We start from the raw sequence: 25,755 nt of genomic DNA on the forward strand, positions 1-25,755 counted from the left end.
TCATCCCCGCGTCAGTGTTGGGCTTCGCTGCGCTCAGCGCCAACCTACAACCACGCCCCCTCACCCCATGCCGCCCGCGACCTTGCATCGCGGGCGCCTAGGCGCCATCCAATGCCGCCAGATAGGGCCGGATATCCACCTCGTCGAGCTGTTCGCGGCGGAGGAATTTCTCGCCGTACTCGCGATACACCCCACTGGTGAGAAACAGGCGGAACAGCTCCGCGTCGATGTGCTGGTCGCGGGCCATGAAACCGAGGATCTTCACCGACTCGGACAGCGTCTTCGGCGCCTTGTAGGGGCGGTCGGCGGCGGTCAGCGCCTCGAAGATGTCGGCGATCGCCATCACCCGCTCGGCGATGCTCATGTCGTCCCTGCTCAGCCGCCGCGGATAGCCGGTGCCGTCCATCTTCTCGTGATGGTTGCCGGCGATGGTCGGCACACGCTTGAGGTGCCGCGGCAACGGCAAGGTGTTGAGCATGATGATGGTCTGCACGATGTGCTCGTTGATCTTGAAGCGCTCCTCCTCGCTCAAGGTGCCGCGGCGAATGCCGAGGTTGTACAGCTCGCCGTAGTTGTAGGCCTGCGCCGGCAAGCGCATGTCGAAGCCCCAGACGTTGCGCGGATCGTGCTTGTCCACCGGCGGCTTGCGTTCGCCCCAGGGCACGATGTGCTCGGGGCGATCGGCCAGCAACGGCTCTGCCACCGGCAGTATCTGCAACGGCACCGCCGCCAGGCGCTCGGCCTCGTCGTGGGACAAGCCCAGGCGGTTGTCGAAATGCCGCAGCCAGCGACGCGCACCGATCTGCTGCAGGCGCTCGACGTCCTCGTCGCGCATGAACTCGCCGCCGATGTTGGCATTGGCGACGAAGGCGAATTCGTCCTGCAACTCGGCCCGGCGCCGTTCGCGGGTCAGTTGCAGCGCCTGCTGATCGCCACCGCCGGCCAAGCCCTGCCAGTAGTCCACCTCGGCGTCGCGCCAGAGCACCTCGAAGCGCGTGCGGATCTCGTGGATGCGGTTGTACAGGGTCTCCAGTTTGGTGGCCTTGTCGACCACGTATTCCGGGCTGGTAATCTTGCCGCAGTCGTGCAGCCAGGCGGCGATCTGGAACTCGTAGCGCTCGATCTCGCTCATGCGGAAGTCGGCGTAGGGGCCGCTGCGGGCGGTGATCGCCTGGTCCAGCAGCATCTCGGCGAGCTGTGGCACCCGCTCGCAGTGCCCGCCGGTGTAGGGGCTCTTGGCATCGATGGCATCGGCCAGCAGCTTGATGATGGCGTCCAGCAGGCGTTGCTGGGCTTCGATCAACTGGCGCGTCTCGATGGCCACCGCGGCGGCCCCGGACAACTCCTCGACGAAGCGGCGGAAAGGTTGCTGCACGCCGCCCGGCTGCTGGTGGGCGGACGCCAGTTGCAGCACCAGAATGCCGAGCAGTTGCTCGCTGCGGTCGTTCAAGGCGACCGCCAGATAGTGCGCCTGACTCTCCAGCGCCTGCGCCACGGCGGCGGCCAGATCCTCATGGCTGCGCGCCACCAGGCACAGCTCGGCGGGATACTGTTCGCCCCGGCAATGCGCCGCCAGGCGTAGCGCGTCGGAGTCGTCCGCATGCAGATAGACCGCCCCGCCGCTGACGGCGGTGGCTTCGACCAGGCGACTGAGCACCCCGCCGAGCATGCTGTCCAGGCGGGTTTCCCGGCTGAGGGTGAGGGTGATGGCCTGGAAGTTGTGGATGGTGCGCGACATGCTGCCGAGCACCTGGCTGAGCTCACGCACCTCGGTGACCCGCGACTCGACCCCCACCGCCTGGCCGAAATCGAAACCGGCCAGCGCCCGCACCTGATCGGCCAGTGCCCGCAACGGCTGACCGATGCGCTGGGCCAGCGCCCAGCCCACCAGCAGCAGCAGGGCGATCAAGGCGGCCGCCCACAGCGCCTGCTCGAGCAGCACCCGCCGCGCCCCGGCCAGCAGTTCGGCGGCAGGCACGGCGATCAGCACGCGGATATCCTGCTGGGTAAAGGACGACAGCGGCGCCCGCATGCCATACCAGTCCTGGCCGCCCACCTGGTAGAGCACCGGCTCGTGGCCCTGGTGATCGCTGGCGAACAGCCAGTTGAGGCTGTCCACCCCCAGTTCATCGAGGCGCGACAGACGCAGCCCCTCGCCCTCCTTGACCACCACCCGCTGCAGATCCGGATAGGCGACCACGCTGCCCGAGTCATCCACCACGGCCATCTCGGTGCCGGGGGTCATGCGCAGGTCCGCGACTTCGCCGCCGAGGTCGTTGACCGAGGCATCCATGCCCAGCACCGCCGCACCGTCGATGCTGCGCTGCGCCAGGGTCAGGCCGATCTCGCGGGTGGTGAAGAACACATAGGGCTTGGTCAGCACCGTGCTCGCCGAGCCCATGCCCGCGACAAACCAGGGCCGCTCGCGCGGATCGAAGCGGTAATCCGGCTTGCCCTCGGTCTTCAGCAGGGCCAGCTCGCGATCATAGAAGCGCCACTCGCCGACGGGCTGACCAGCCTCGCCGAGGCTGATGCTCTGCACCAGGAACGCCGCGCCCTGGGGCGCCTGCAGGCGCTGCTTCACGGCCGGATCGCGCAGCACCCGCACCAGCAGGAACTCGCCGTTCGGATAGCCGACATACACCGCACTGAGCATCTTGTTGGCGTCCAGGCTGGCCACCAGCAAGGGCAAGCGGTCGAGCCGCTCCGGCAGGTTGTCGGCTTGGGCAATCGGGTCATAGGCCAACAGGCGGATCGAGCTCTGCGCCGGATCGATCAAGCGCCGGGCCCGCTCGTTGATGGTGCTGCTCAGCTGGTGCGCAGAATCTCCGGCAGCCGCCACCAGCGCCCGCTCGATGCCGTGATAGCCCTGGTAGGCCAGCCCCCCACCGAGCACCAAAGTGCTGAGCATGATCGCCAGGGCGATCAGCGCTTGCAGGGAGATTCCGCGACCGGGGTTGTTCATGGCTGCCGTCCTTGCTTGGCCAACTCGTAGTGATAACCGCTGTTCAACAACTCATCCGCCAACGCCGGCGGCGCATGCGCGTGCATGATGCCGGCCAAGCTGCCGTCCAGGCGCATGGCCTCGACCAGACGCAACCATGCGGCGGCCTGCGCCGGGCTGAAATGCTTGCGCGCCAGAATCAACCCATGCGGCACCGCCGGGCCCGGCACCACGTCGACGACACGATAGTCCAGCTGCTGCTCGGCCGGTAGCGAGCCGCTGAGGTTGAGATCGTGACCGATCAGGGCACTGACCTCGCCCTCGCGCAGCGCGGCGAAGCGCGCCGTATCGTCGCTGAACTCCAGCACCCGCCCTTCGCCGCGTAACACGCGCACGCCGTTGTCCAGATAGGGGCCATGGCGATAGCCGCGGATCACGCCGAGACGGGCGCCGGTCAGCCGCTCGAACGCATCGAGACTCTCCACCTGCAATGCCAGGCTGGCCGGCAGGATCAGCTTGTTGCGCAGATATAGATAAGGCACGAAAAAGGCGAAACGGCGCCGCTCCGAGGTGGCGATGCCACTGGTCGACATATCCAGCGAGCCCGCCTGCAGACGCGCCCAGATTTCACTGCGCGGCAACAGGCTGATGTCAAAGCGGCAGCCGCTGCGCCGTTGCAGCTCGACGACCATGTCCGGGTCGATGCCCTGCCCTTCGCGGTAGAACACCAGATTCTGATACAGCGCCAACCGGATCGGCTGCTCACAGCCATAACGCTGCGCCGCCTCATCGGCTTGTGCGACAGCCAGCTGCCCACCCAGCAGCAGGCCCATGAGCCAATGCCGGGGGCGATGGAGGGGCAACACGGGGAAATCCACTGTCATCTTGCAATCCATGTGCTGGGGGAAGGTCAGACCGTAGTCAGCCTTGTGCGTTGGCGATTCTTGCCAAAGTGTAATCGGCACCCGGAAAAGCGCAGGGCTTATGCCTTATTGATCGATAAAAGACGCTCAGCATGGTTGCACACAAAAAATGCACCTGCTTAAATCAGGTCGCAAGGTCAGAGTGTGACCAAAGAGTCATACCGACCATCTAAGCGTTTCTTCGGTTATCTGCGCGCTGCGCAAATTGGATTCCTGCCTGGCAAAGACCTTCCACCGAATGCCCTCGCGGCGTCGGCTGGCAAGCCCCTTTGCGATCCTGACCGCTTGAACCAAGTCCAATAAAAAACCTCCAGCCTGACATTCGCTTGTCATGTCCAGGCGCTTTGCTAACTGCCATTAAGCCCGGTGAACGGATACCCCGCTCGCCTTGCCCAAAACTGCGCCAGGAGGAAAACGACATGAGGCCAGAAACCGCCGTCGTTCAGGTACACAAGCACTACCACGTGCACACCGAGTTCTACTCCAGCCCGGCAGCCCGCAAGACCATCATCCTGGTCAACGGCTCCCTGGCGACTACGGCCTCATTCGCGCAGACCATCAAATACCTGCAATCGCAGTTCAATGTGGTGCTCTACGATCAGCCCTATGCCGGACAGTCGAAAGCGCACAACAGCAATCACCAGCCGATCAGCAAAGAGGACGAAGCGCAGATCCTCCTCGACCTGATCGAGCACTTCCGGGTCGATTACCTACAGTCGTTCTCCTGGGGCGGCGTCGCGGCCCTGCTGGCCCTCGCCCAGCAGCCCGCGCGCATCGAGAGGGCGGTGATCAGCTCCTTCTCGCCGCTGCTCAACGAACCCATGCTGGACTACCTGGGCAAAGGCGTCGGCTACCTGCAGGCGGTGGATCGCGAGAGCGTCGGCAAGCTGGTCAATGACACCATCGGCAAGCACCTGCCCTCGCTGTTCAAGCGCTACAACCAGCGTCATATCAGCAGCCTCGCCGAGCACGAGTACCGGCAGATGCACGCGCACATCCACAAGGTGGTCAACCTCGACAGCCACTGCCAGCTGGAATGCCTGGCCGGCATCGAGATTCCCATGCTGTTCGTCAACGGTGAGCGGGACGAATACACCACCGCCGAGGACGCGCGGCTGTTCGCCCGCTACCTCAACGACTGCCAGTTCGCCACCATCGACAACGCCGGACACTTTCTCGACATGGAGCACAAGAACGCCTGGTTGCAGATGCAGCACAGCCTCCTGGGCTTCCTGCAGGCCTCGCCCCGCAGCAACTACCAGCAGCGGCTGACACTCGGCGAAACCCAGGCGATGGCAGTTTGAATCGGAATATGGGCCCGGCAGTACCGAGTCGCTGCATCAAGCGCTCGGTGCGGGCTTCATTTCCAGGCCGACTTCTGGTACAAAGTCACCCGCGAAAAGCGGGCGTCGTATAATGGCATTACCTGAGCTTCCCAAGCTCATGACGAGGGTTCGATTCCCTTCGCCCGCTCCAGATTCTTGTTCCCGCATGTACCTGCATGCAGCGGAAACCCAGAAAAACCGGCCACCGAGCCGGTTTTCTTGTTTCTGAACGCCCCAATTATCTCCACTTATGCGCATGTATTGCGTATGGCAGCCTGTTTGGTTTCATAAAGGCCTAACTTTGCCGTACACGAACCATGAAAAGATCAGACATCAAGCGCCGCCCCCTCGCTGATACGGTCCTAGCTTCACTAGAGCCAGAAACCAAAGAGTATCGAGTGGTCTGTCCCGGAGCTGGTGGACAGGTAGTTAAGAGGTCTGCACATGGATACCCAAGCCTTCCAACACTGGCTGGCACAAGTTCGACGCTCGGCATGTGCAGGACGCACTCAGGCCGTTGATTGATCGAAAATCGGTGCTGTATGGATGGCGCAGCGGTGTACTCCGCCTTTGCCCGAACTCACGGAATCACTCATCAGATGGTGCATGCCACGCTTGGGCAGCGGGTACGCGAGGGAGTTTTCCACATCCAGAACGTCAATACCTATCACAGTCGACTCAAAAGCTGGATGGCCCGTTTCACGCGGTTGCAACCAAGTACCTGATCAACTACCTGGGCTGGCGACGCATACTGGAGCGCTATCGGAAGGCCATTAAGCCCACGCATTGCTTACAAGAGGCAGTTGGCCGTCCCATACAACACGTAACTGGGACATAGCTTTTTAATTATGGTTATGAAGCCAATACAAGGTTGGCCGACTCGTTACCCGCCAGGCGCCCGGCCAATAGGCCAAAAAACGCCAGTACCGGAAGAGTGGCGCAAGCCAAGGCCAGCCACAGCAACGGGGCAAAGCCATGCCCTAGCAAGCTGCCCGCCAGCGCCGGCCCGGCCATGGGACTGAGAGCGAACGCTGCCGGAATCAGCATGATCGAGCGCCGCTGGGGTCCAGGCGGGCAATCGCCGCCGACTGGAAGATGCACCCCCAGGTGAAGCCGACTTCCCAGATCCAGGCGCCAAAGGCGTACATCAGGAAACCCTCGGCATTCCCCAGCAGGAACAGCCCTAGGCAGATCACCGCCAGCACCAGCACATGCGGGGCGCGCAAGCCGAAACGGTCGCCGACCGCCGCCAGGACCAAGGCCGCGCCCCCGCCGAGCAGTTTGAGCACGGCGAAGACGATGCCCAACTCGGTCGGCTGCAATGCCAAACCATGCCCCAGGCGCTCGAGAAAGGCCCAGAGGCCGATCTGCCCGGCACCGAACAGGAAGAAAAAAGCCAGCGCTGCATAAGCCGCTGGCGGAAAACGGAACCGCGCAAACAGGGAACGCTCCTGAACTGGCTCGACCGGTTTGGCAAAATCCTGCCGGCGCGGCAAGGCCAGCGCACTGAGGCTCAACAACAGGATGATCGCGGCCAATAGCAGCGCCGCGCCGGCGTAGTGAAAACGCGCGATGACCAGCGACGGCAAGGCGAACAGCACCGCCGCGACCAGCCCCAGCTCGACGCCCTGGCGCATGCCCAAGGCCCGCTCCTTGTCGGCCATCTCACTCATGATGCGCAGCCCCAGGCAGGTCATCAACGCCGCGAAAAACCGATCACCGCCCACAGCTACAACTGGGCCGCAGCGGGCAGCCATGAGGACGTCAGCTGCGCCAGCGCCGCCCCGAGCGCACAGCCCAAGGTCAGCCAGCGCTAGTTCAGGTGGTCCATAACCACCACGGCCACCCAGGTGCCGAGCAGATAGCCGGTAAAGCACCGGAGCCGAGCATGCCGACTTACCCGGTATCGAAACCGAAGCGGTCGGCCAAGGCGCCGAGCAGAAAGGGCAGGCATTGAACGGCAAACCACCCATGGCGAGGCGAAACTGCTCGCCAAGATGCTGGTCAGCCTTTGCGGCCGCTCATAGCCATTGCCCTCTCCGGCTCGCGATCAGCTTCAGCGCCGATCGACGGTGACGATTTCGCGGCGTTCGGCCATGCTCGCCGGTACTTTGTCCTCGTCCATGAAGAACTGCTGATACCACTCGCGCAGCTGATAGACCGGGCCGTCGGTTTCAGCCAGCACTGGGTTGTCGATGCGGATTTTGTTCTTCCAAATCGCCACGTCCTGGTAGAACGATTCGCGGTTGCCGGTCACATAGCCCTTGGCGATCTCGTTGTTCTGCTCCTCGGTAAAGCCCTCCACGCGCTTGACCATGCAACCGAAGCGCAGCACGAAGCTATTCGGCGTCACCGGCACATGGCTGTTGAGGAGGATGGCGTGAATCTCCACGCCACCAAAGTTCGAGCTGATGCGCGTGAAGTGAGTGGCCGGACCGTAGTAGGCCGACGGGGCAACTAGACCACCGCCCAGACGCTCGGAATCGCCATGGAAGATCTGCTGGCCGATATGGCCTTCGAAGATATTGGCGAAGTAGGTCGTCGGCGTACCATGCACCGGACCGAAGTGATGGGCATCAACCAGATTGTCGACCAACTCGCGCGGGTTGGTGTCGATTTCCATGATGTCGATGTTCCAGTTGTGGATCCACGAGTCATCGTCCATTTCCGGCAGATGCGGGATGACCACGCCTTCGCGCGGCGGCTTACCCTCGGGGTTGTTCCACACGAACAACAGGTTGTTCTCTTCGCAGGTCAGCCAGCTCTTGGTCTTGGCTTTCGGCGGGATGCGCTTGCAATAGGGGATTTCCGCGCACTTGCCAGCGGCATCGAATTTCCAATGGTGGAAGGCACACACCAGACGGTCGTTCTCGATAGTGCCCTGGGACAGGTCGGCACCCATGTGTGGGCAGTAGGCATCAAGAACGTTGATCTTGCCATCGCTGGTGGCGAAAGCGACCAGACGCGTACCGAAGACATTGAGGGTATGTGGCTTGCCATCACGATACTGGGCCGCATCGCCCAGGCAGTGCCAGCCACGGGCATAGCGATAGGGTTCTAGCACGTTCTCAACTTTGATCTCGGCGAGTTTCGTCATCATTATTGTCCTCTATAGAAACGCCACGATTTAACTCACCTGCCCTGATTAACCTTACGGAGTACAAGTGATTCAACTTTGGGCATCTTCGACCACTGGCGCGTGCAACTCATCCTCCGCTTGGACTAGAGAAAACCGGACTGACTCTCAAGAACCGCCCGCCGCACCCTCCAGCGCCGGCCCGACGTAGCGCGCAGCCAACTGCTCGGGCGGGCTTTCATGGCTGCTCACCCGCATGCTGACCTCAGCCGGCCAATCGCTTTCGGGTGCTCGCGCACCCTCCTCCAGCCATAACGACAGCATGGCGTCATAGCCGAACGCGACGCCGGGATAGGCCTGGAACAGATCCAAGGTCACGCGCCGCACGCCTGGGCCGGCAGCACCCAGTGCCGTGCCGTGGGCCGCGAGACGCCGGGCGAAGCTTGGCGCCGCTTCGTCGCCGCGCTTGAACAGCAGAAGCTGGCGGCTACAGACGAAGTGCTCGGCGTCCCGCGGCGGGCCAAACAGCAGGCTTTCCACCGCGGCGGCTGGGCGCATGAGTTCGCGCGGCATCATGAAGCGCTGCTCGTCCTCCCGCAGGAGGACACCGGCCGGCGAGTCGAGGACGTCCTGACTGCGGAAACCGACCGCGACCTCGAACTCGCTGAGGCAATCGAAATCGACCTCGGGCTCCGAGCCGAGCAAGTGATTGCGCACATAGCGCTGAAACGGGAGGTAGCGCATGGCCAACAGGCAGTGCTGGCGCTCGTAATAGTCGCGAAAGGCCTCGCGTGGCAGATCGGCACGTCGACTGATCAGGCAAACCGACTTCATGTTTGGCATGGCACCTCCGGGTCAGTTGCGGCACGCCTGGCATGCCGCAGGGGTTCAGGCGTGCCGCCAGTCGGGCACGATGCCGTGCTCCAGGGCGAACGGCTGCGCCGCGATGGTCCGTCGCTGGTAGTCGACCGCTTGCTCAGCCGTGGCCAACCAGAGCATCACCGCCGCCGGCACCTCGGGCGGCGCCGAACCGGCGCGCAGGGCGATCAAGCCACGGTCGCCGATGGTGGCCTTGAGTGCGTCGGTGGTCACCACGCCGGGGTTGACCGTGTAGGCACGAATGCCGCGCTCACCCAACTCGATCGCGAGCACCCCGGACAACCGCGAAACCGCTGCCTTGCCCGCACCGTAGGCATAGCCCCAGCCACCCTTGCTGGCGGCAATCGGTGGGTCGCTCTCGCCGGCACCGGAGGTGACGTTGATCACCACCCCGCCGCCCTGCTCGAGCATGCCCGCCACCACCGCGCGGGTGAGCAGGAAAGGCGTCATCACATAGCCCTGGAGAACCCGTTCCAGGGTCTCCGCCTGCAATTCCATGAAGGGCAGGTTGAGATCGCTGCCCTGGTAGACGGCATTGTTGACCAGCACGTCGATGCGGCCGAACTCGGCGAACACCGCCGCGCTGGCACCGAGCACCGAAGCACTGTCGAGCAGGTCCATGCGCACCACCAACGCCTTGCGACCGAGGGCGCGGATCGCCGCAGCGGTGCCGTTGAGGCTGCCCGACAACGGCTTGCCGTCGGCATTGCGCAGCGCATGGGCATGGCTTTCGCCTTCCTCCAGCGTGCGCGCACTGATTGCCACATCGAAACCGGCACGGGCGAAGGCCAGCGCCGCCTCCCGCCCGATCCCCCGGCTAGCGCCGGTAATGAATGCCACCTTGGCCATTATTTTTCTCGCTCGATTGGGTCTCAGAAGCGTGTTGGACGAGCCATCGCATCCATGCCGCCATCGACGAACACCACGCTGCCATGGATGAAACCGGCCTGGGGCGATTGCAGGAAGGCCACCAGCGTGGCGATCTCTTCGGGATGGCCGGCGCGACCCAGCGGCGCGACGAATTGGCGGGTCGCCTGACCGAACCGCGCATCTTCCAGGGACGCCTGGTGCAGCGGCGTTTCCACGGCGCCCGGCGCCACCACGTTCAGGCGAATGCCCAGCTTGGCCCAGGCCACGGCCTTCTGCCGGGCATTGCAGGTGACCGCGTATTTCGAGCCGGCATAGGCCGCCTGCGGCTGACCGAGGGCGTTGGCCAGTTCCAGCGCCTGACCCTCGTCGCCGGCCAGCATTGCCGCCACCATTGGCTGGTCGGCACTCGCATAGGTCGAAGCGACCGAACCGATGACCAGCGCCGCCGGCTGCTCGCCTTTGGCCAAGGCATCGGCCAAACCGTCGAGCAACTCGCTGACGCCGAAATAATTGACCGCCAGGATGATGCCGCACGAAGGCGCGGTCACACCGACCCCGGCGCAGCAGATCAGGCCATCCAGCACGCCGCCACTCTGCTCGAGCACGCTGGCGATGGCCGCCTGCCGGCCAGCGTGGCTGGACAGGTCGGCGATGACTTCGGCGTTGGCCCGGTCGATCCCAATGATCCGGTGCCCGGCGGCGCGTAGTGCCGCGCAGACCGCGGCGCCAATTCCGGAAGCGGAACCGGTGACTGCTGTAACAGGCATAAAGTCTCTCCTCGTTCAGTAAGCATCAGGTGCACAACGACGCCTCAGGCGCTCGCCACACCTACAGAGTTCTCGGGCCCGCAATCGATCGGCGCTGAGCGCCTGAACCGTTCGCGCGCCCAGCGCAGGGCGGGGCTCCGCGCGCTGATGCGATGGAGGCTAAGTATCTGCAGGGCATGAGGCGGGCAACATCGTCCGCACGGACTACAACCGGCCGGCCCATTTCCCGGCGCAACGCAAAAGCCCCAGGCGCTTGGAAACGACCGGGGCTTGGGGGGTTATAAGCTTTAAACAGAGCTGCGCAGGGCAGGCTCAGGCGCTACGGCGTTCCGAGTGGGCGAGGTGCAGTTCCGGAGCTTCGACCTTGTCGGCCGCCGCCAGCAACGCCAGTTTCGGCTTTCCCAAGGCGACCACGCTGTTGAGGAGGATACGCACCAGTTCCGTCTGTCGGCGTACGCCGGTCTTCGAGAAAATCGAGCGCAGGTGCGCACGGGCCGTATTGCGGCGGACGTTCAGCACCTCGGCCGCCTCTTCCAGCGACAGGCCGTTGGCCAGCTCCATGGCCAGAGCGGTTTCCGCCCGGGTCAAGTTGAATAGTTGCTTGGTCACCACTTCGCTGGCTATCGACTTGCCCACCGCATCGCGGATGTACACCACCGCGGCCGGTTTGCCTTTGCCCTCGGCCCAGTCCAGCGAAGGAATCGCCTCGACCACCAGGCCAAAGCTGACCTGCCCGGACGGCCGCGCCACCGACATCGCCTCGGCCACAGCCCGGCCCTCTTCGCCCTCGCGCGCGAACGCATTGCGGACCAGCCGCTGCAACTCGCGGTTATCGCTCGGATAGGTGGCTTCCAGACGACCACCGACCAACTTCAGGCCATCGGATAGATCGAGGATTTCCTTGGCCACCGGATTGACCTTCAAGACACTGCCGCTCTCGTCGAGCACGATGGTTGCCACCGACAGGCGGCTGATCGCCTGGGCGTACAACTCGCCCAGCGACTCGCTGCGATCCAGCAAGTTGTGCATGTGCAGCGCACGGCGCAAATGCGGCAAGAACATCTCGCAGAGGGCACATTCTGCGGCGGAGAATTTCGGCGCCGACTTGGGCCGGGTGATGCGGAAGCGAAAATTGCCGCCCTCCGGCGTGGAGATGTTCGCGCCCATCACGTGGAACACGCCTTGCTGGGAGCAAACCTGCTTGAAGTAGGCCGAGTGCTCCCATTCCGATTCGCTCATCACATCATCGACCGTGAAGACCCGGTCCATCGGCTGGTTGATGAAGGGGTTCATGGTCTGCGGGTAGACCTGGTAGCTCACCTCGCCCTCATCTTTGAAGTCGCCGGCCGCGATCATCAGCCCCATGTCCGGCTGCTCGGGCACCCGCAGGATCAGGGTGACGTAGTTCGCCTGGAACAGCTCGCGCACATGGCGCAAGGGGTGCGCCATGTGCTTGGGGTCGAGCGCGCCGTCATAGAACTCGCCAATGACGCGATCATACTCGGCCAGATCCAAACCCATCGCCGCCAGGGCCTGAACGCTCAAGGTGAGTTTTTCCACAGCCTGTCTCCTCGCTTGGGCTAAGCACATTGGCCTGCCCTTTTTATTTTTATGATTTCGACCCGCTCGCCGGGCCCAATCAAGATGCCAGTCGGTCCTCTGGATAGTGCCACAGCTCCAGCCCGGCACAAGACTACTTAGACAGAAGGTTAACCATCGATACGCCAGCCAGCATCACAGCTTATCTGCTGCGGCGAACAGCACGTTCCTCTCAGGCATCCTCCGCCACTACAGATTGTTTTAGCGAGTAGTCGCGACCAGTGACTTGTGGCTGCTCAGCCGCTGCGACCTTCACCGCGACCAGGCGCCGGCTCTGATTGAACCAGGCGGCCAGGGCTGGCAGGAGGAAGATCGCGCCGAGCACGTTGACCAGGAACATGAAGGACAGCAACACGCCCATGTCGGCCTGGAACTTCAGTGGCGCGAAGGCCCAGGTGCAGACACCGATGGACATGGTCAGCGCGGTGAACACCGCCGCGGTGCCGCGCTGGCACATGGCCTCGTAGAACGCATGGCGCAGGTCTGCCCCTTCGGCCATTTCGTGCTGGATACGCTCGTACAGGTAGATGCCGTAGTCGACCCCGACCCCGACGCCCAGCGCCATCACCGGCAGCGTTGCGACTTTCAGGCCGATGCCGAGCATAGCCATCAGGGCGTTGCAGAGGACCGCGACGATCGCCAGCGGCGCCAGAATGCACAGCACCGCGCGCAGGGAGCCGAACGTCAGCCAGCAGAACAGCCCTACCGAGCCGAACAACGCCGCCAACATCACCACCTCGGCGCGCTTCACCGCCTCGTTGGAGGCCGCCATCACCCCGACGTTGCCGCCGGCAAGCAGGAACTTGGTCTCGGGAACCTCCACCTCGGCGATGATCCGCTTGGCCTCCTTGACCACATGGGCCACGGTGGCACCGTCGTGATCGGTGAGGAACACCAAAATCTGCATCTGCTGGCAACCATCGGTCACCAGGCCATCATCCGGCATGTAGGCGCGCGAGCCCTGGCTCAAGCCCCGGCTCGACCCCGGAATCGCCGCCCAGCGCGGGTTGCCTTCGTTGTTGCCGGCAATCATCACCTTGCCCATGCCCGCCACGCTTTGCACCGATTGCACGCCGGTCACGGTGCGAATCTGGAAGTCGAAGGCTTCCACCGCACGCATGACCTGCGGCGTCAGACAGGCTTCCTCGGTGCCCTGCGCCTGCACGAACACCGCCAGGACATCGAGGCCGATGGAGTAGCTGCTGATGATTTTTTCGTTGTCCTGGTTATAGCGCGAGTCGGCGCGCAACTCCGGTGCGCCGGCGCCGATATCACCGACCTCGAGTTGACGCGCCTTGACCACCCCGAACCCCAGCAGCAGCAGGCTGAGAGCGAACACCGCCAGCGCCGGGCGTGGCTCGGCCAGGGCCGACAGCCGCCACCACAGCGGGTGCTTGTCCTGTTGCGCGACGCGCTCGCGGTTAAGCACGCTGCGCTCCAGATGCAGGTGCGAAATGATGATCGGCAGCATCATTTTGTTGGTGATGATCATCAGCATGACGCCAATGCAAGCCGTCACCCCCAGTTCGTGGACGATGGGGATATCGATCATCATGATCACCGCAAATCCCAGGGCGTTCATCAACAGCGCCAGGGAGCCGGGAATGAAAATCTTGCAGAACGCCGCCCGCGCCGCCTGCACCGAATCGCTGCCGGCGAGCACTTCCTGCTTCCAGGCGTTGGTCATCTGTACCGCATGGGAGACGCCGATGGAGAAGATCAGGAACGGTACCAAAATCGACATCGGATCGATGCCCAAGCCCAGCAACGGCAAGAGGCCGAGCAACCAGACCACCGGCAGCAGCGCCACCACCAAGGCGACCACGGTCAACTTCAGCGAGCGAGAATACAACCACAGCAACAGGCCGGTAATCAGGAAGGCGACGACAAAGAAACCGATGACGGTGATCAGGCCATCGACCACGTCGCCGACCAGCTTGGCGAAGCCGACAATATTGATTTCGATCTTGTCGTTGCTGTATTTGGCGCGAATATCCTCCAGGCGCTTGGACACCTCGACATAGCTCACCGCTTTGCCGGTCTTCGGATCGATATCCTGCAGGTCGGCGCGGACCAGCGCCGACTTCAGGTCGTTGGCGACCAGCCGCCCGACTTGCCCGGATCTGGCGGCATTGCTGCGCACCTGGGCCAGGTCCTCGGCGGAGCCGGCAAAGCGCGGCGGCACCACGACGTCGCCAAAGAAACCCTCTTCGGTGATTTCGACGTAACGCACATTGGCGGTGAACAGCGAGGTTACGCTGGCGCGGCTGACGCCAGAGATAAAGAACACATCGTCGGTGACCTTTTGCAGCGTATCGAGGAACTCGGCGTTGTAGATATCACCCTCGCCCTTCCACTTCACGCTGACCAGAAAGCGGTTCGCGCCGGTGAAGTACTGGCTGAACTTCAGGAAGTTGAGCATGTACTCGTGGCGCACCGGGATCTGCTTGTTAAATCCTGGGTCCAGTTTGGTGTGGGTGGCGCTATAGCCCAAGCCCAGCGTCAGCAACAGAAACACGGTCATAAACAGCTTGCGGTGCGCCATGAGCAAATCGGCGCAGCCCTCGACCTTGCGCTCTATCCAGGATTTACCTTGCTTCATCACTAGCCTCTCACTTGCCAAGTGCAGCAACGCTGACACCGGGACCTTGGGACACACCGCGTTCACCGCCCACCAACACCTGCTGGGCGCCAATCACTATTGCTGAAGTCAACGTACCCAGCCCTGGCTGGCGGCTGGCCTCGAGCAGACGCCCGCGGCCATCCAGGCGCACCAGCGAGCTGCCCGCCCCGACGATCAGCACACCGGCGTTGTTCGGCAGCAGCACATGACCGTAGAGCGGCAACTTGTTGCCGACCTTGACCTCCTCCCAGCTGTCGCCGAAGTTGTCGCTGACGAACACATGCCCGCGCATGCCATAGGTCACCCAGCGCTGCGCACTGAGGCGGACCACACCGAACAGCGAACCGTTATAGAAAGAGGGCAGGGTCTGCCAATGCTGGCCGGCATCGGAGCTGCGCAACACCAGGCCCTGCTCGCCGACCAGCATGCGGCGACCATCGGCGCCACCGTCCATGCCGTTGAGGTGCGCACTGTCGACCTCCAGCGGCAAGGCGTTCCAGGTCAGGCCGGCGTCGTCGGACTGGTAGAACTTGCCGAAGCTGCCGAATGCCAGCACTCGATTGCCGCCGGCCGCCCAGATACCCAGCAGCGGCTCACCCTGCTCGGCCTCGAAACGAACCTCCTGCCACGTGGAACCGGCGTCCTGCGAGCGCAGGATCAAGCCATCATGTCCGACCGCAAGCAGCTGCTCGGCGGACACGGCCACCAGGCCGGTCAAGGACACATGGCGCTGCGGCTTGACCAGCGCTTGCTGCCAGGAGCGGCCCTGGTCGTCGCTCAGCATAATGGTCCCGCGCTCGCCCACCGCCACCTGGCGCTTGTCCAGATTGAGCAGGGCATTGATATGCACCCGATCCGCGCGCAGCTGGGTATCAGACGGCGTTTGCGGATCACGCGGGGCAAAGGCGAACGCAATGCCCCCCGCGACAATGGCGCAAACCAGATAGGCGATCAGTGAACGCATGATCGCCTCCATGCTGCAACGTTTAGGCGCTCGACGAAGTTCATGCGGCTACCCTCTTGTTCTTGTTAGTAGTCATTAACCTCGCCGATCAAGCACAGCGAGTACAGCGAAGATTGACTGGCCCCGATAGTCCGCCCGCTCTGTTCCGGGCACATCGTCCAAATGGCCTATCCGTGGAGTGAGCGACGGACGGGTCGGTCAGCAGATCTCGAACAGGCCGGCGGCGCCCATGCCACCACCAATGCACATGGCCACTACCGCGTAGCGCACGCGGCGGCGGCGCACTTCGAGCAGGGCGAAGCCATTGACGTTCAGATGGTCGAGGGGGATGCCGAGCACGGCAGTGCAGTGGCTGCCAGTCCGGGGCGCTGCCGACCACAGCGCTGCGCTTCGGCGCGGGGAGAATATCCAGTGGTCACAGACCTGACGCCGCGGCAGGGTCAGCAGGGCTCTGCGCAGCCGACTAGTCCGGGCAGCAGACACTGCCCGGACTGGTTCTTAGAACCTGTTTACGATCTCGCGAGCTAGGGCCAGACAAGGCGAAATCGGGCGAAGAAGCGCAGTTTACGTGTTGTAAATGAGCATGACTCGCTACGCTCGCCCCTTCGGGGCCGCACTGAAGTGCGTTAGCCGCAAGCGGCTTCTGAGCCCGATTTCAACGCCGTATGGCCGACGAGCAGCAGATCGTAAACAGGTTCTTAGAGCGAGTACTTGAGCGACAGCGTCGCATAGTCCCGGTCGGCCAGTTGGCGCTTGATCGGGTCAGCCTCGCCGAGGAAGGCGTTGTAGGCCAGCTCGACCTGCAGGTTTCCCAGGTACTTGAAGGTGGTGCCGACGGTCAGGCGGCGGTCACCCTGGGCACCCGAGATGGCGCCAGACATGGGGGTCGAACCTTCCAGGACCTGGGAAAAACGAACCGGCACGTCGAGATCCCAGGCCGTGGCCACACCTGGATAGGAGAAAATCGCAACGGCCGAATAGGCCGTGGAGGTCTGGCTCTGCCATTCGCTTTCATTCTTGAAGGTGAAGTCATCGAAGCCGTTGACGTCCTCCACGCTGTCGGCACGAACATGAACGATCTCGCCGAGCAGGGTGGTCTGGCTGGACCACGGGCGGTCGCCCAGGATGCGCATGAAGGACAGCTGCATCTGCTGGCCCTTGCCCTTGGCCGCAGTCGGGCCACCAGGCGTAGTCACCTGGATCGGAGCGCCATCGCGATACGACCACTCGCCGCTCACCTGGGTGTCGCCGAGCCTGGTGGTGAAGCTCGCGCCGGTGAGGTGGATATCCTCGAAGTAGTTGACCCGGTAGCCCAGCGGACCGGTCGGCGGGAAGATGATATCGACACCGGACGGGTTGCGGTCATGGTAGTTGATGCGGAACAGCGACAGCTCCAGATCCCCGATTGGCCGGTAACGCATCTGGAGGCCCCACTGTCCGCTCGAGCGCGGTTCATCGGTCCCCGCGTAGGGAATGTCGAAGAATCCCGCCTTCAGAACCTCCCGCCCCGGCCCGATGACATCGACAGTGGAGAGATAGCTGCCTACCGGCGGCAGTTCGTTGCCAGTCCACTCGTACTGGGCATAGCCGCCCAAGGTGAACGTCTCATTGATGGTCCACTGGGCGGATACCTGGCCCACGGGCAGCAGCACGTCCTTGGTTTCCACGCCCGGCAGCGAGGCCTTGACCACGTCGACCGGCGACTGGGCACCGGACACGCCCGGGAAGAGCAGGCTATCACCCCAGACGACCATGTGCTCACCGGCCTTGGCGTCGATGCGCTGCCCACCCTCGGTGGTCCAGCCTTTGAAGACATAGGCGTCCAGGATGCGGCTACGACCGCCGGCATAGTGTTTCGTATCGCTGGTGAACTCGTTGAAATCACCGGACTTGTTCACGGTATCAGGCGCATCGTTATCGTTGCTGCCGTGGTAGACCGCGTCATAGAAGGTGGAGCCGCGCAGCACTGCACCATAGTCGTCCTTGCGCAGGATCAGCTCGCCGAGGGCCCCCACGCTGTTGTTGACCAGCGAGCCTTTGTCGAAGTTGCGGTCACCGTCATCGCTGTTGATCTGATCAGGAGCGATCAGGGCACTGGCCTGGCCCTCCGTGCGCACGCCCATGCCGTAGCTGCCGGTGATCGCCCAGTCGAGAGTGGCTCCATTGTCGAACTCGATGGTTTCTCCCGCCTGCGCCTGGCCATTGGCCAAGGCAATGGCAGCCACCAGCCCCATGAGCGGGAAGCGTTGGGCAAACAGAGCCCTGCGAAGCAGATTGTTCTTATTGTTCATGCTGCTTGTCTCCTAATGTTGGCCATCTGGCCGCGTCGAATTTCCAAACGTCATCTGCCCTCTGCGTCCTCACCCCGGAACGCAGCCGGGCGGCGTCACCTCAGGCATGCAGGTGGCGCTTGACCTGGTTTTCGGTGCTGATGAAGGTGGCGCCGCTCTCGCAGGCGAAGGCGTGTACGTAGGCTTCGGCATCCAGGCAGACCTCGGGAGCCAGCAGGCCCTGGCCGGAAACCTTGCCAGCCAGCCATGCCTCGATGACCAGTCGCGCACAGGTCGGCGTCGGGTCGGCGGTGCTGTCCTCGCTCGCTGTCACCGGCAGATTGATGTGGTACTCGAGCACGTTGCGGATTTCGGCGCCGTTGCGCTCACCCACCACCTCCACGCGGGTGGCGACGGCCCAGGGTTCATCCGAGAGGTCCACGGCCAGGCTCTTGCGACCGGCTTCGCTGGCCAGGTGATGGGTCAGGAACTTGAGCGGCGAGATGCCAAGGCCATCGATCACCTCGGAACTGCCCAGCCCCAGGTCGAGCAGGGAGCGCCACACTTGCGAGCCGGCTTCGGGGAAGAAGGCGATCCGATTGGTCACCTGATCCAGACCCTTGATGAAGTGCGGCAGGGTGACCGTTTCGCCATGGCCGATGAAGAACGACGGATAGGCCTTGAAGGGCGCGGCATAGGGCACTTCGAGCCGACCGCCCCAGCCCGGCATCTGGCGGTACTCGCCGTCGATGAACTGCATCACCTCGCCAGCGGTGATATGCACCATGTGGTCGACGACCGCCGGCGAGAGGGCCTCCGGCATGAAGGGCACGGCGGTCGCCAGATGGATTTCACGCACCTTGTCGAGGCGGTCGGCGAGCAGTTTGGCCATGACGTTGGTCAGCCCTGGCGTCGAGCCGCAACCGATGATCAGCTTGATCCCCGCCGCCAGCGCACGCTGATGCCAGGACGGATCGAGGAACAGCTTCTCGGCCACATCGTGGTCGTCGTTGATGTCGATGTAGTCGACCCGCGCCCGCAGCGCAGCTTCGATGACCGGAACGGCACAGCGGTAGAACGGTCCCACGGCGTTGAACACCAGATCGACGCCGTCGAGCAACTCGTCCAGGCAGGCGGCGTCCAGCACGTCGGCGCGCACGCCGCGGACTCGCGGGCCCAGCTCGGCAGCGAGCTTCTCGGCGTTACCCTGATCAAGGTCGCCAACCACGCATTCCAGCTCGGGGTGGCGCGGTACCAGCTGCCGCGCCACGTTGGCGCCCACGTTGCCGCATCCCAATAGCAAGACTCTCATTCTTTCTTCCTTATCCGGTTGTTCTTCTATAAAGCGTTTACCCTGCGGGCCCCGCCCGCTCGGGCATCAGATGCGATTGAACTTGTCGGCCAGCCTCGCCAGTGGAATCAGCACACGGCGGATCTTGGTTTCGTACAGACCGGGGCATTGCACGGCCTTGGGGGTTTCCAGCGGGAGCAGACAGTCGTCCGGGCGGTCGCGGACCAGCGAATCGGCCAGGTTGATGCCCATCATCGGCCCCATGACATTGCCCCAGGAGCCGAAATTGTTCAGGGCCAGCACGCCATCGGCGAGCTGGTACAACTTCGGGTAGGAGTCCTCGTAAACCGAGGACGAATTGGCGGTCATGCCCGTCCAGTAGGACTCCAGCTCGATGGGCATGTCGCGCAGTTGCGGGAAGGTGCGGCGCAGGTAGCGCAGCAGGTAGGCGAAATAATCCGTCGCCCGCTGCGCGCGGCCCACCCCCGGAATGGTCGCCGTGATGAGTCGATTGCGACCGTCGATGACCAGCGGATACAAACCCCCCGGATGCTGCGTGATGGCGACCCGGGCCGGATTGACGATATCCAGGACCGCCTGCGGCAACGGCCGCGTCGCCAGACCGCAGGACACCAGTGGGTACTGCGTGCGGTTCAGCTCCGGGAAGAAGGCATTACCGGCATGCCCATTGGTACACATCACCACCCGCTGCGTACGCACACTGCCGATGGCCGTGCGCACGTGCCAGGACGACCCGCTCCGCTCGCAACCCACGACGCTGGAGTTGCCGTACACCCTGGCGCCCAGGCGGGCGGCGGTGGCGATCATGCCGTTGGTAAAGAGAAAGGGATTGACTCGTCCGCCTTCGCGCCAGTGGACGCCGTAGCTGTAGGTGCTGGTGCCGAGCAGTTCCTTGAGGCGCTCCGCGCCGACCAGATCCACGTCGTAACCGAAGGCCTTCCACTTCTTCACCTTGTCGTCGAGCGCGGCGTGCCTCTGGAAAGCTGCAGCGACCATGCCGGACTTGACCGCATCGGCCTCAATCCCATGCTTGCGCGACAGATCGAAGACCACGTCGCGGTTCTCGATGAAGTAGTCGGTAAAACGCCGCCCGCCATCGGCATGGGCACGCAGAGGGTCGAGCGAACCCAGGTAAGGCTGCACATGCCCGGCGTTGCGGCCAGAGGCGCCGCTGCCCGGCTGGTCGGCTTCCAGCACCACGACCCGTACACCCCTTTCGGCCAGACGCAAGGCCAGCGAAGACCCGGCCAGCCCGGCGCCGACGACCACCACATCCGCCTCGATGTCTTCATCCAGCGCCGGGTAGGCCGGGATTTCCCGCGGCAGCGGCCAACCGCTGAAGCGAATAGGCACCAGCCCCGACTCGTATGCATCCGCTACTGGAAAGACTGGAACCTGTCCCGCCTCTGCACCCCGATACTCTCGCCCACTCACCGCTGCCTCCTCAAACTCACTGCAAAACTCCTCGCATCGAACTGCTGGAGGCTGAGCGGGATCTCACCGCCACTGCCTGCCACAGCGATTTCGATCCTATCGGGGGGGCAAATCGATGCTCCAGTACCAAATGGCACTGCTGAAGGGGATCGGCCGCTGGTTAGACTCCGGGCCAGGCATCCCGCCCCATCGCACATCGGAGACCAAGAACAATGAAGAGAAAAGGTGTTGCGCTTGCCGCAGTACTGGCGATCAATGCAGGCCTGATCGCCAGCGCCCACGCCAAGGTAAGCCCCGAGGAAGCCGCCAAGCTCGGCAAGGAACTCACCTGCGTCGGTGCCGAGCGTGCCGGCAACGCGGATGGCAGCATTCCCGAATTCACCGGCAAGTACCTGGGAGAGGTGCCGGGCTGGCCGCACAAGCTGTACGCCGGTGACCAGCCGATTGACCCCTACGCCAACGAGAAGCCGATCCTGGTGATTACCGCGCAGAACGTGGATCAATATGCCGAACGCTTGAGCGATGGCCAGAAGGCCATGTTCAAACGCTATCCGGAAACCTACAAGATCACCGTTTACCCCGGGCACCGCGACTTCCGTTATCCGGACTACGTCTGCGATCGCGCCAAGAACAATGCCTTGAATGCTGAGCTCGAGAACGATGGGATGGGTATCAAGGGCCTGGGCCAGGTTCCTTTCCCGATCCCCAAGAGCGCCCTGGAAGTGTTGTGGAACCACCTGCTGCCGGTGCGTGCCTGGACCGAAGACAGCATCCGCGACATTGCCAGCGTGCAGGCCAACGGCCAGATCGCCTGGGGCAGCACCTGGATACGCAGCCTGGCCCTCTCCAACGATCCGAAACACGAGCCGAAGAGCGCCGATGGCTGGTCGGCTTTGGTGTGGAACACCACACTGAAACCGGAGCGCGACAAGGGTGCGATGACCATCGCCCACGAGCCTTACAACTACGCGACCAGCAGCCGTCGGGCCTGGGGCTACAACCCCGGAACTCGCCGCGTGCGCCTGTCGCCTGGCTTTGGCTTCGACCAGCCGATGCCCGGCACCAACGGCACCATGATTCTCGACGAGGACACGCTGTTCAACGGTTCACCTGAACGCTACGACTGGAAGCTGCTGGGCAAACGCGAGATGTACGTTCCCGCTAACACCTTCAAGGCCAACAGTGGCGAGCTCAAGTACGCCGACATTCTCACGCCGAACCATCCCAACCCTGACGTGATTCGCTATGAACTGCGTCGTGTGTGGGTCGTGGAAGCGGATCTGCGCGAGGGCTATCGCCACCTGTACAGCAAGCGGACCCTGTTCATCGACGAAGACACCTGGAGCGGTGTCATGGCGGATAACTACGATGCTCAGGGTGAGCTGTGGAAATTTGCCATCGTCGGCTACTACTACCACCCCGACATGAGCGCCTGGCAATCCGGCAGCGCCTTCTATCACGATCTCAGCTCCGGTCAGTATGTGGGTTACAACATGTCCAACGAAGCGAAGCGTGGGCCTGTTCTGGATGAGGGCAAGTTCGATCGCAGCATGTACACGGCTGACGCCATTCGCGGTCTAGGTCGTTGATTGTTGCAGGGGCAGGCAGCATCCGCTGACTGCCCCTGAGCTCCGTCGCACAAAACGAAGCCGCTCTCCCTCGGGAGAGCGGCTTTTTTGTGGGCCACTCGATGCCGGGGGCATTCCTGATAGCACCAGCTCAATGCCTCGCGAGACCAGAGCAGGCTCTTAGTCTCATCGGACGATGCCAGCCCCCTGTCGAATCGGTTCAATCCTGAATTCATGGGGCCTTGCGGCTTCCCGGCCGACAGATCAAGTGCCGGGTGGCGGCCAGGCCAGCGCGACATCATCGAGCAGCACCAGGCGGACGGCTAGTCAGTGAGCAGCTTGCGGAAAGCTTCCTGAGTCGTCGGAGAACGGCAATGCCAATCTGCAAAGACCGCACAGTCAGCGTTGCCGGCATCGGGCAAGGCAAGACTCATACCCCTGCCTTCGCCGCTGCGAACGCCAAGGTGCAGGTCAACGACCTCGCCACGGCCGTAGCTGCGCCAGCGCAGAATACGTACGGCAGCCTGGCAGTTTTGAAGCGCCCGGTGACGCCGTCTGCGGGCGCTGGCGGTGCTGTTCTGTCCGAGTTGATCGGACTGGTTTATGAGGGGCTGAACGAAGCCACGCCCTGGGCCGGCCTGGCCGAGCGCCTGCGGCATGTACTGGCGGCGAGCAATGTCACGGTCACCCTGCATCACTTCAATGATCGGCCATACGATATCCAGGTGATGTCCGTCGCGCAGGACGACGATACGGACTGGCAGCTGGCGGAAAGGGTCTACCGCGAGCGCTTCTCGCATATCGAGCTGGTCAATCCCAAGTCGCTGATGCCGGGCGATACCATCGTCTTCGGTCCGCGAGATGTGGAACCGGAGTGCGCCGCGCGCATGGAGTTTATAAATCTCGCCAGCTGTCTCAGGACCTGCTTTGCCGAGCCCGGAGGCATGCGGTGCTGGGTCGACGTGATCCGAGGGCGGACTGTCCCGGAGCATCCTTTTTCGGCCGGCGATCTAGAGCTGATCAGGGCGCTGCTGCCCCACCTCTCCCGCGCCCTCGAGCTCTATGCCAGGCTCAAGCGGCAGGAAGCGGAGAAGCTGATCTACGAAGGCTGCCTGGACCATCAGGTCCTGGGCTGCCTGCTGCTCGATGGCGATGCCCGGCTGCTCTGCGCGAACCAGGCTGCCAGAACCATCATCGACAAGCATCAGGGCATCGAGCTGAGCCATGGTCGCGTGCAGCTGCAGGATCGCGCGGGCCAACGTGCGCTGGACAAGGCGATCGCCAATGCCATCGCGGCCAGGGAGCCGGACGGCGGGCACTACCATGGCAAGCTGGTGCGCTTGCATGCGCAGGATGGCGTGCTGCTGGGCATGCTGGCGATGCCGGCACCACTGTTCGATTACTACCAAGGCCGGCATGTGCCGAGCGTGATCATCCACCTCTCGGAGCTGACCGAAAACCTGGCCATGCAGCAGGTCTCGGGGGGCTCTCCGGCGGAACTGATAGCCCAGCTGCTGGACCTGACGCGTCAGGAAGCCCGGCTGGCCGAGTTACTGGCCTGCGGCCAGAGCATCAGCGAAGCCGCCGGGCAGATGGGTATTGCGGTGACCGCCGCGCGCAATTACTCGAAGAACATCTACGCAAAGCTGGGCATCAAGGGGCAGACCGATCTCGTGCGGATCCTCTTCAAGAGCTTCGCCCTTCTGCGCTGAGTCGCGCCCCCCTGTCAGTTAGTAGGCCGTTGAAAAACGGCCTACTTTGCCGATCCGGCCTGCTAGGCGGCGGCGCGGGGCCGTTGCTGCATGGCAATCGGCAGGGTTGCCACGGCCGCAATGCCCGCACAGAGCAGCAGGGCAAGGGTATAGGTGCTGGTCGTGTCGACCAGATAGCCGACAGCTGCCGGGCCGAACGCTGCACCGAGCCCGCCGATCAGGTTGCCGATACCGAGCAGACTGCCGAAGTTGCGCTGCCCCACGGCTTCCTCCAGGAACAGCGGTGCGAACTGGTTGACCAGGTTGAAGGTGGTGCCCCAGCACAGGGTAAACACCATGACCGCGGCGAGACCCAACGCCGGGTGTTTCGCGCCGAGCAGACAGAGGATGCCAGCGATGCTGGCAGCGTTGCCGAGCAGCAGGATGGTCTTGGCGCTCCAGCGCTGACTCGCCGCGCCGAAGATGAAGTTACCCGCCAGCCCCGCGACGCCTACACCGGCATACCAGATGGCGGCGGTCTGCGCCGAATAGCCGGCCGATACCAGATAAGAAACGAGCGCGATGTAGATGCCGAGACCGCTCATGGTCAGGAGTAACTGCATGGCGATCCACACCCAGTAGCGGGGCATGCGCAGGGCCTGGCCGATATCCTGACCATGAATCGCCTCCGTCCCGCCATGGCTCACGGCCACCGGCGTCTCGGGCAGGCGCGCCAGCCACAGCAGTAAGGGCACGCAGACCAGCAGGATCAGGACGGCGATAGCTTGCATGACGCTGCGCCAGCCGAACAGGCCGATAAGGTGGGTGAGCAAGGTGGGAAAGATCACGCCCCCCATCGAGGCACCAGCGAGCAGGATGCCGAAGGCCAGGCCTCGCCGGCTGGGTACTATCCAGTGCGAGGCCAGGGTAATGGCCGGGACATAGGTCGAGGCGCCGACACCGATGCCCGCCAGCACCATGGCAAGGATGAGCTGATCGATGCCAGGACTGCTGGCGGCGAGCAGGTAGCCCAGCGCCGCGAGGGCGCTGCCGGCGACCATCACCAGGCGCGGCGCGATGCGGTCGAGCAGCCAGCCAGCCAAGGGCATAGCCAGAGTCATGCTGAGCATGAAGGCGGTGGCGAGGTGTGCGGCCTGTTCATTGGTGCAGTGCAGGTCCGCGATGATCGGCAGGCTAAACAGACCGAGGGCGCAGATGGTGGTGCCGAGAGAAACGCACAGCACCACTGCCAGACCCATCACCAAGGTCCATCCCTGGCGCTGGTCGGGCTGGGCCAGAGCGGTTGCATCAGGTGACGCCGATACCACTGCGCTGTCCAGCGCCACTGCAGTCTGTTGCATACGCTCCATGCTGAATCTCTCTGAGTGATCCGGCGTCTGTGCCGACGCCCATACTCCCCATGGAGAAGCCCCGCAACATCGTCCATCAGGACTACAGCAAACCGCTTCCAACCGGGCGGCCGGGCGCATTCTCTAGGCATCGGGATACA

The 25,755-nt window shown here is 63.5% G+C and carries 17 protein-coding genes, 1 tRNA gene and 2 pseudogenes; 5 read left to right on the forward strand and 15 right to left on the reverse strand.

What is annotated here, in order from left to right; genetic code table 11:
* Nucleotides 1-97: 97 nt before the first annotated feature.
* Nucleotides 98-2,965: an HD domain-containing phosphohydrolase gene (locus tag D3880_RS17015; RefSeq protein ID WP_119894613.1), complete on the reverse strand. Its 2,868-nt coding sequence runs from the start codon at nt 2,963-2,965 to the stop codon at nt 98-100.
* Nucleotides 2,962-3,777 (reverse strand): substrate-binding periplasmic protein, encoded by an 816-nt coding sequence (locus D3880_RS17020; RefSeq protein WP_238474367.1) that lies wholly within the window; start codon nt 3,775-3,777, stop codon nt 2,962-2,964. Before D3880_RS17020 ends, D3880_RS17015 begins: the two co-directional genes overlap by 4 nt.
* 509 nt (nt 3,778-4,286) lie before the next feature.
* Between D3880_RS17020 and D3880_RS17025 the strand changes: the two genes are divergently transcribed.
* The 3 genes and pseudogenes from D3880_RS17025 to D3880_RS23105 form a co-directional block, all read left to right on the forward strand.
* Nucleotides 4,287-5,171, forward strand: a complete 885-nt coding sequence (locus D3880_RS17025) for an alpha/beta fold hydrolase (RefSeq protein WP_119894614.1) — start codon at nt 4,287-4,289, stop codon at nt 5,169-5,171.
* A 98-nt stretch (nt 5,172-5,269) separates the two neighbouring features.
* Nucleotides 5,270-5,343, forward strand: a tRNA-Gly gene (locus D3880_RS17030).
* Nucleotides 5,344-5,670: 327 nt separating this feature from the next.
* Nucleotides 5,671-6,030: pseudogene (locus D3880_RS23105) on the forward strand (IS1595 family transposase); the annotation flags it as partial.
* 202 nt (nt 6,031-6,232) lie between these two features.
* Here D3880_RS23105 and D3880_RS23110 read toward each other — a convergent pair.
* From D3880_RS23110 to D3880_RS17090, 12 genes and pseudogenes are all read right to left on the reverse strand, one after another.
* Entirely contained in the window at nt 6,233-6,865 is a 633-nt protein-coding gene (locus tag D3880_RS23110; protein WP_238474368.1) for an MFS transporter, read from the reverse strand.
* A gap of 383 nt (nt 6,866-7,248) precedes the next feature.
* Nucleotides 7,249-8,289 carry a 3-ketosteroid-9-alpha-monooxygenase, oxygenase component gene (locus D3880_RS17045; RefSeq protein ID WP_119895768.1) on the reverse strand — a complete coding sequence of 347 codons (1,041 nt, stop codon included), beginning with the start codon at nt 8,287-8,289 and terminating at the stop codon, nt 7,249-7,251.
* A 147-nt stretch (nt 8,290-8,436) separates the two neighbouring features.
* On the reverse strand, nt 8,437-9,111 hold the full coding sequence (locus tag D3880_RS17050; protein ID WP_119894616.1) for an EthD domain-containing protein: 675 nt from the start codon (nt 9,109-9,111) through the stop codon (nt 8,437-8,439).
* A 45-nt stretch (nt 9,112-9,156) separates the two neighbouring features.
* The gene (locus D3880_RS17055; RefSeq protein WP_119894617.1) at nt 9,157-9,996 is read right to left on the reverse strand and encodes an SDR family NAD(P)-dependent oxidoreductase; all 840 of its coding nucleotides are present in this window, start codon (nt 9,994-9,996) and stop codon (nt 9,157-9,159) included.
* Nucleotides 9,997-10,019: 23 nt separating this feature from the next.
* Nucleotides 10,020-10,784, reverse strand: coding sequence for an SDR family oxidoreductase (locus tag D3880_RS17060; RefSeq protein ID WP_119894618.1), 765 nt, complete (start codon nt 10,782-10,784; stop codon nt 10,020-10,022).
* Between the two features lie 312 nt (nt 10,785-11,096).
* On the reverse strand, nt 11,097-12,344 hold the full coding sequence (locus tag D3880_RS17065; RefSeq protein ID WP_177412180.1) for a helix-turn-helix transcriptional regulator: 1,248 nt from the start codon (nt 12,342-12,344) through the stop codon (nt 11,097-11,099).
* A gap of 211 nt (nt 12,345-12,555) precedes the next feature.
* On the reverse strand, nt 12,556-14,985 hold the full coding sequence (locus D3880_RS17070) for an efflux RND transporter permease subunit (protein WP_119894620.1): 2,430 nt from the start codon (nt 14,983-14,985) through the stop codon (nt 12,556-12,558).
* A 10-nt stretch (nt 14,986-14,995) separates the two neighbouring features.
* Nucleotides 14,996-15,970, reverse strand: coding sequence for a WD40/YVTN/BNR-like repeat-containing protein (locus D3880_RS17075; RefSeq protein ID WP_119895769.1), 975 nt, complete (start codon nt 15,968-15,970; stop codon nt 14,996-14,998).
* A 198-nt stretch (nt 15,971-16,168) separates the two neighbouring features.
* Nucleotides 16,169-16,321: pseudogene (locus D3880_RS22800) on the reverse strand (acetyl-CoA C-acyltransferase); the annotation flags it as partial.
* A 347-nt stretch (nt 16,322-16,668) separates the two neighbouring features.
* On the reverse strand, nt 16,669-18,261 hold the full coding sequence (locus D3880_RS17080) for a DUF1302 domain-containing protein (protein ID WP_119894621.1): 1,593 nt from the start codon (nt 18,259-18,261) through the stop codon (nt 16,669-16,671).
* 100 nt (nt 18,262-18,361) lie between these two features.
* The gene (locus D3880_RS17085; RefSeq protein ID WP_119894622.1) at nt 18,362-19,552 is read right to left on the reverse strand and encodes a saccharopine dehydrogenase family protein; all 1,191 of its coding nucleotides are present in this window, start codon (nt 19,550-19,552) and stop codon (nt 18,362-18,364) included.
* A 66-nt stretch (nt 19,553-19,618) separates the two neighbouring features.
* Nucleotides 19,619-20,905, reverse strand: a complete 1,287-nt coding sequence (locus tag D3880_RS17090; protein ID WP_218567580.1) for an NAD(P)/FAD-dependent oxidoreductase — start codon at nt 20,903-20,905, stop codon at nt 19,619-19,621.
* 293 nt (nt 20,906-21,198) lie between these two features.
* On the opposite strand from D3880_RS17090, the gene D3880_RS17095 reads away from it, so the two are divergent.
* Nucleotides 21,199-22,575 carry a DUF1329 domain-containing protein gene (locus tag D3880_RS17095; protein WP_119894624.1) on the forward strand — a complete coding sequence of 459 codons (1,377 nt, stop codon included), beginning with the start codon at nt 21,199-21,201 and terminating at the stop codon, nt 22,573-22,575.
* A 353-nt stretch (nt 22,576-22,928) separates the two neighbouring features.
* Nucleotides 22,929-24,266 (forward strand): helix-turn-helix transcriptional regulator, encoded by a 1,338-nt coding sequence (locus D3880_RS17100; RefSeq protein WP_119894625.1) that lies wholly within the window; start codon nt 22,929-22,931, stop codon nt 24,264-24,266.
* Between the two features lie 62 nt (nt 24,267-24,328).
* Here D3880_RS17100 and D3880_RS17105 read toward each other — a convergent pair whose 3' ends face one another.
* Complete coding sequence (locus D3880_RS17105) at nt 24,329-25,615, reverse strand: MFS transporter (protein WP_218567581.1); 1,287 nt, start codon at nt 25,613-25,615, stop codon at nt 24,329-24,331.
* Between the last annotated feature and the right edge of the window lie 140 nt (nt 25,616-25,755).

Source organism: Pseudomonas cavernae (assembly GCF_003595175.1).
Taxonomy (GTDB): domain Bacteria; phylum Pseudomonadota; class Gammaproteobacteria; order Pseudomonadales; family Pseudomonadaceae; genus Aquipseudomonas; species Aquipseudomonas cavernae.

What these genes read in the sequence shown, in the direction of transcription:
- D3880_RS17015 (WP_119894613.1), bottom strand. Translation starts at nt 2,965, where the DNA reads ATGAACAACCCCGGTCGCGGAATCTCCCTGCAAGCGCTGATCGCCCTG.
- D3880_RS17020 (WP_238474367.1), bottom strand. Translation starts at nt 3,777, where the DNA reads ATGGGCCTGCTGCTGGGTGGGCAGCTGGCTGTCGCACAAGCCGATGAG.
- D3880_RS17025 (WP_119894614.1), top strand. Translation starts at nt 4,287, where the DNA reads ATGAGGCCAGAAACCGCCGTCGTTCAGGTACACAAGCACTACCACGTG.
- D3880_RS23110 (WP_238474368.1), bottom strand. Translation starts at nt 6,865, where the DNA reads ATGAGTGAGATGGCCGACAAGGAGCGGGCCTTGGGCATGCGCCAGGGC.
- D3880_RS17045 (WP_119895768.1), bottom strand. Translation starts at nt 8,289, where the DNA reads ATGACGAAACTCGCCGAGATCAAAGTTGAGAACGTGCTAGAACCCTAT.
- D3880_RS17050 (WP_119894616.1), bottom strand. Translation starts at nt 9,111, where the DNA reads ATGCCAAACATGAAGTCGGTTTGCCTGATCAGTCGACGTGCCGATCTG.
- D3880_RS17055 (WP_119894617.1), bottom strand. Translation starts at nt 9,996, where the DNA reads ATGGCCAAGGTGGCATTCATTACCGGCGCTAGCCGGGGGATCGGGCGG.
- D3880_RS17060 (WP_119894618.1), bottom strand. Translation starts at nt 10,784, where the DNA reads ATGCCTGTTACAGCAGTCACCGGTTCCGCTTCCGGAATTGGCGCCGCG.
- D3880_RS17070 (WP_119894620.1), bottom strand. Translation starts at nt 14,985, where the DNA reads ATGAAGCAAGGTAAATCCTGGATAGAGCGCAAGGTCGAGGGCTGCGCC.
- D3880_RS17075 (WP_119895769.1), bottom strand. Translation starts at nt 15,970, where the DNA reads ATGCGTTCACTGATCGCCTATCTGGTTTGCGCCATTGTCGCGGGGGGC.
- D3880_RS17080 (WP_119894621.1), bottom strand. Translation starts at nt 18,261, where the DNA reads ATGAACAATAAGAACAATCTGCTTCGCAGGGCTCTGTTTGCCCAACGC.
- D3880_RS17085 (WP_119894622.1), bottom strand. Translation starts at nt 19,552, where the DNA reads ATGAGAGTCTTGCTATTGGGATGCGGCAACGTGGGCGCCAACGTGGCG.
- D3880_RS17095 (WP_119894624.1), top strand. Translation starts at nt 21,199, where the DNA reads ATGAAGAGAAAAGGTGTTGCGCTTGCCGCAGTACTGGCGATCAATGCA.
- D3880_RS17100 (WP_119894625.1), top strand. Translation starts at nt 22,929, where the DNA reads ATGCCAATCTGCAAAGACCGCACAGTCAGCGTTGCCGGCATCGGGCAA.
- D3880_RS17105 (WP_218567581.1), bottom strand. Translation starts at nt 25,615, where the DNA reads ATGGAGCGTATGCAACAGACTGCAGTGGCGCTGGACAGCGCAGTGGTA.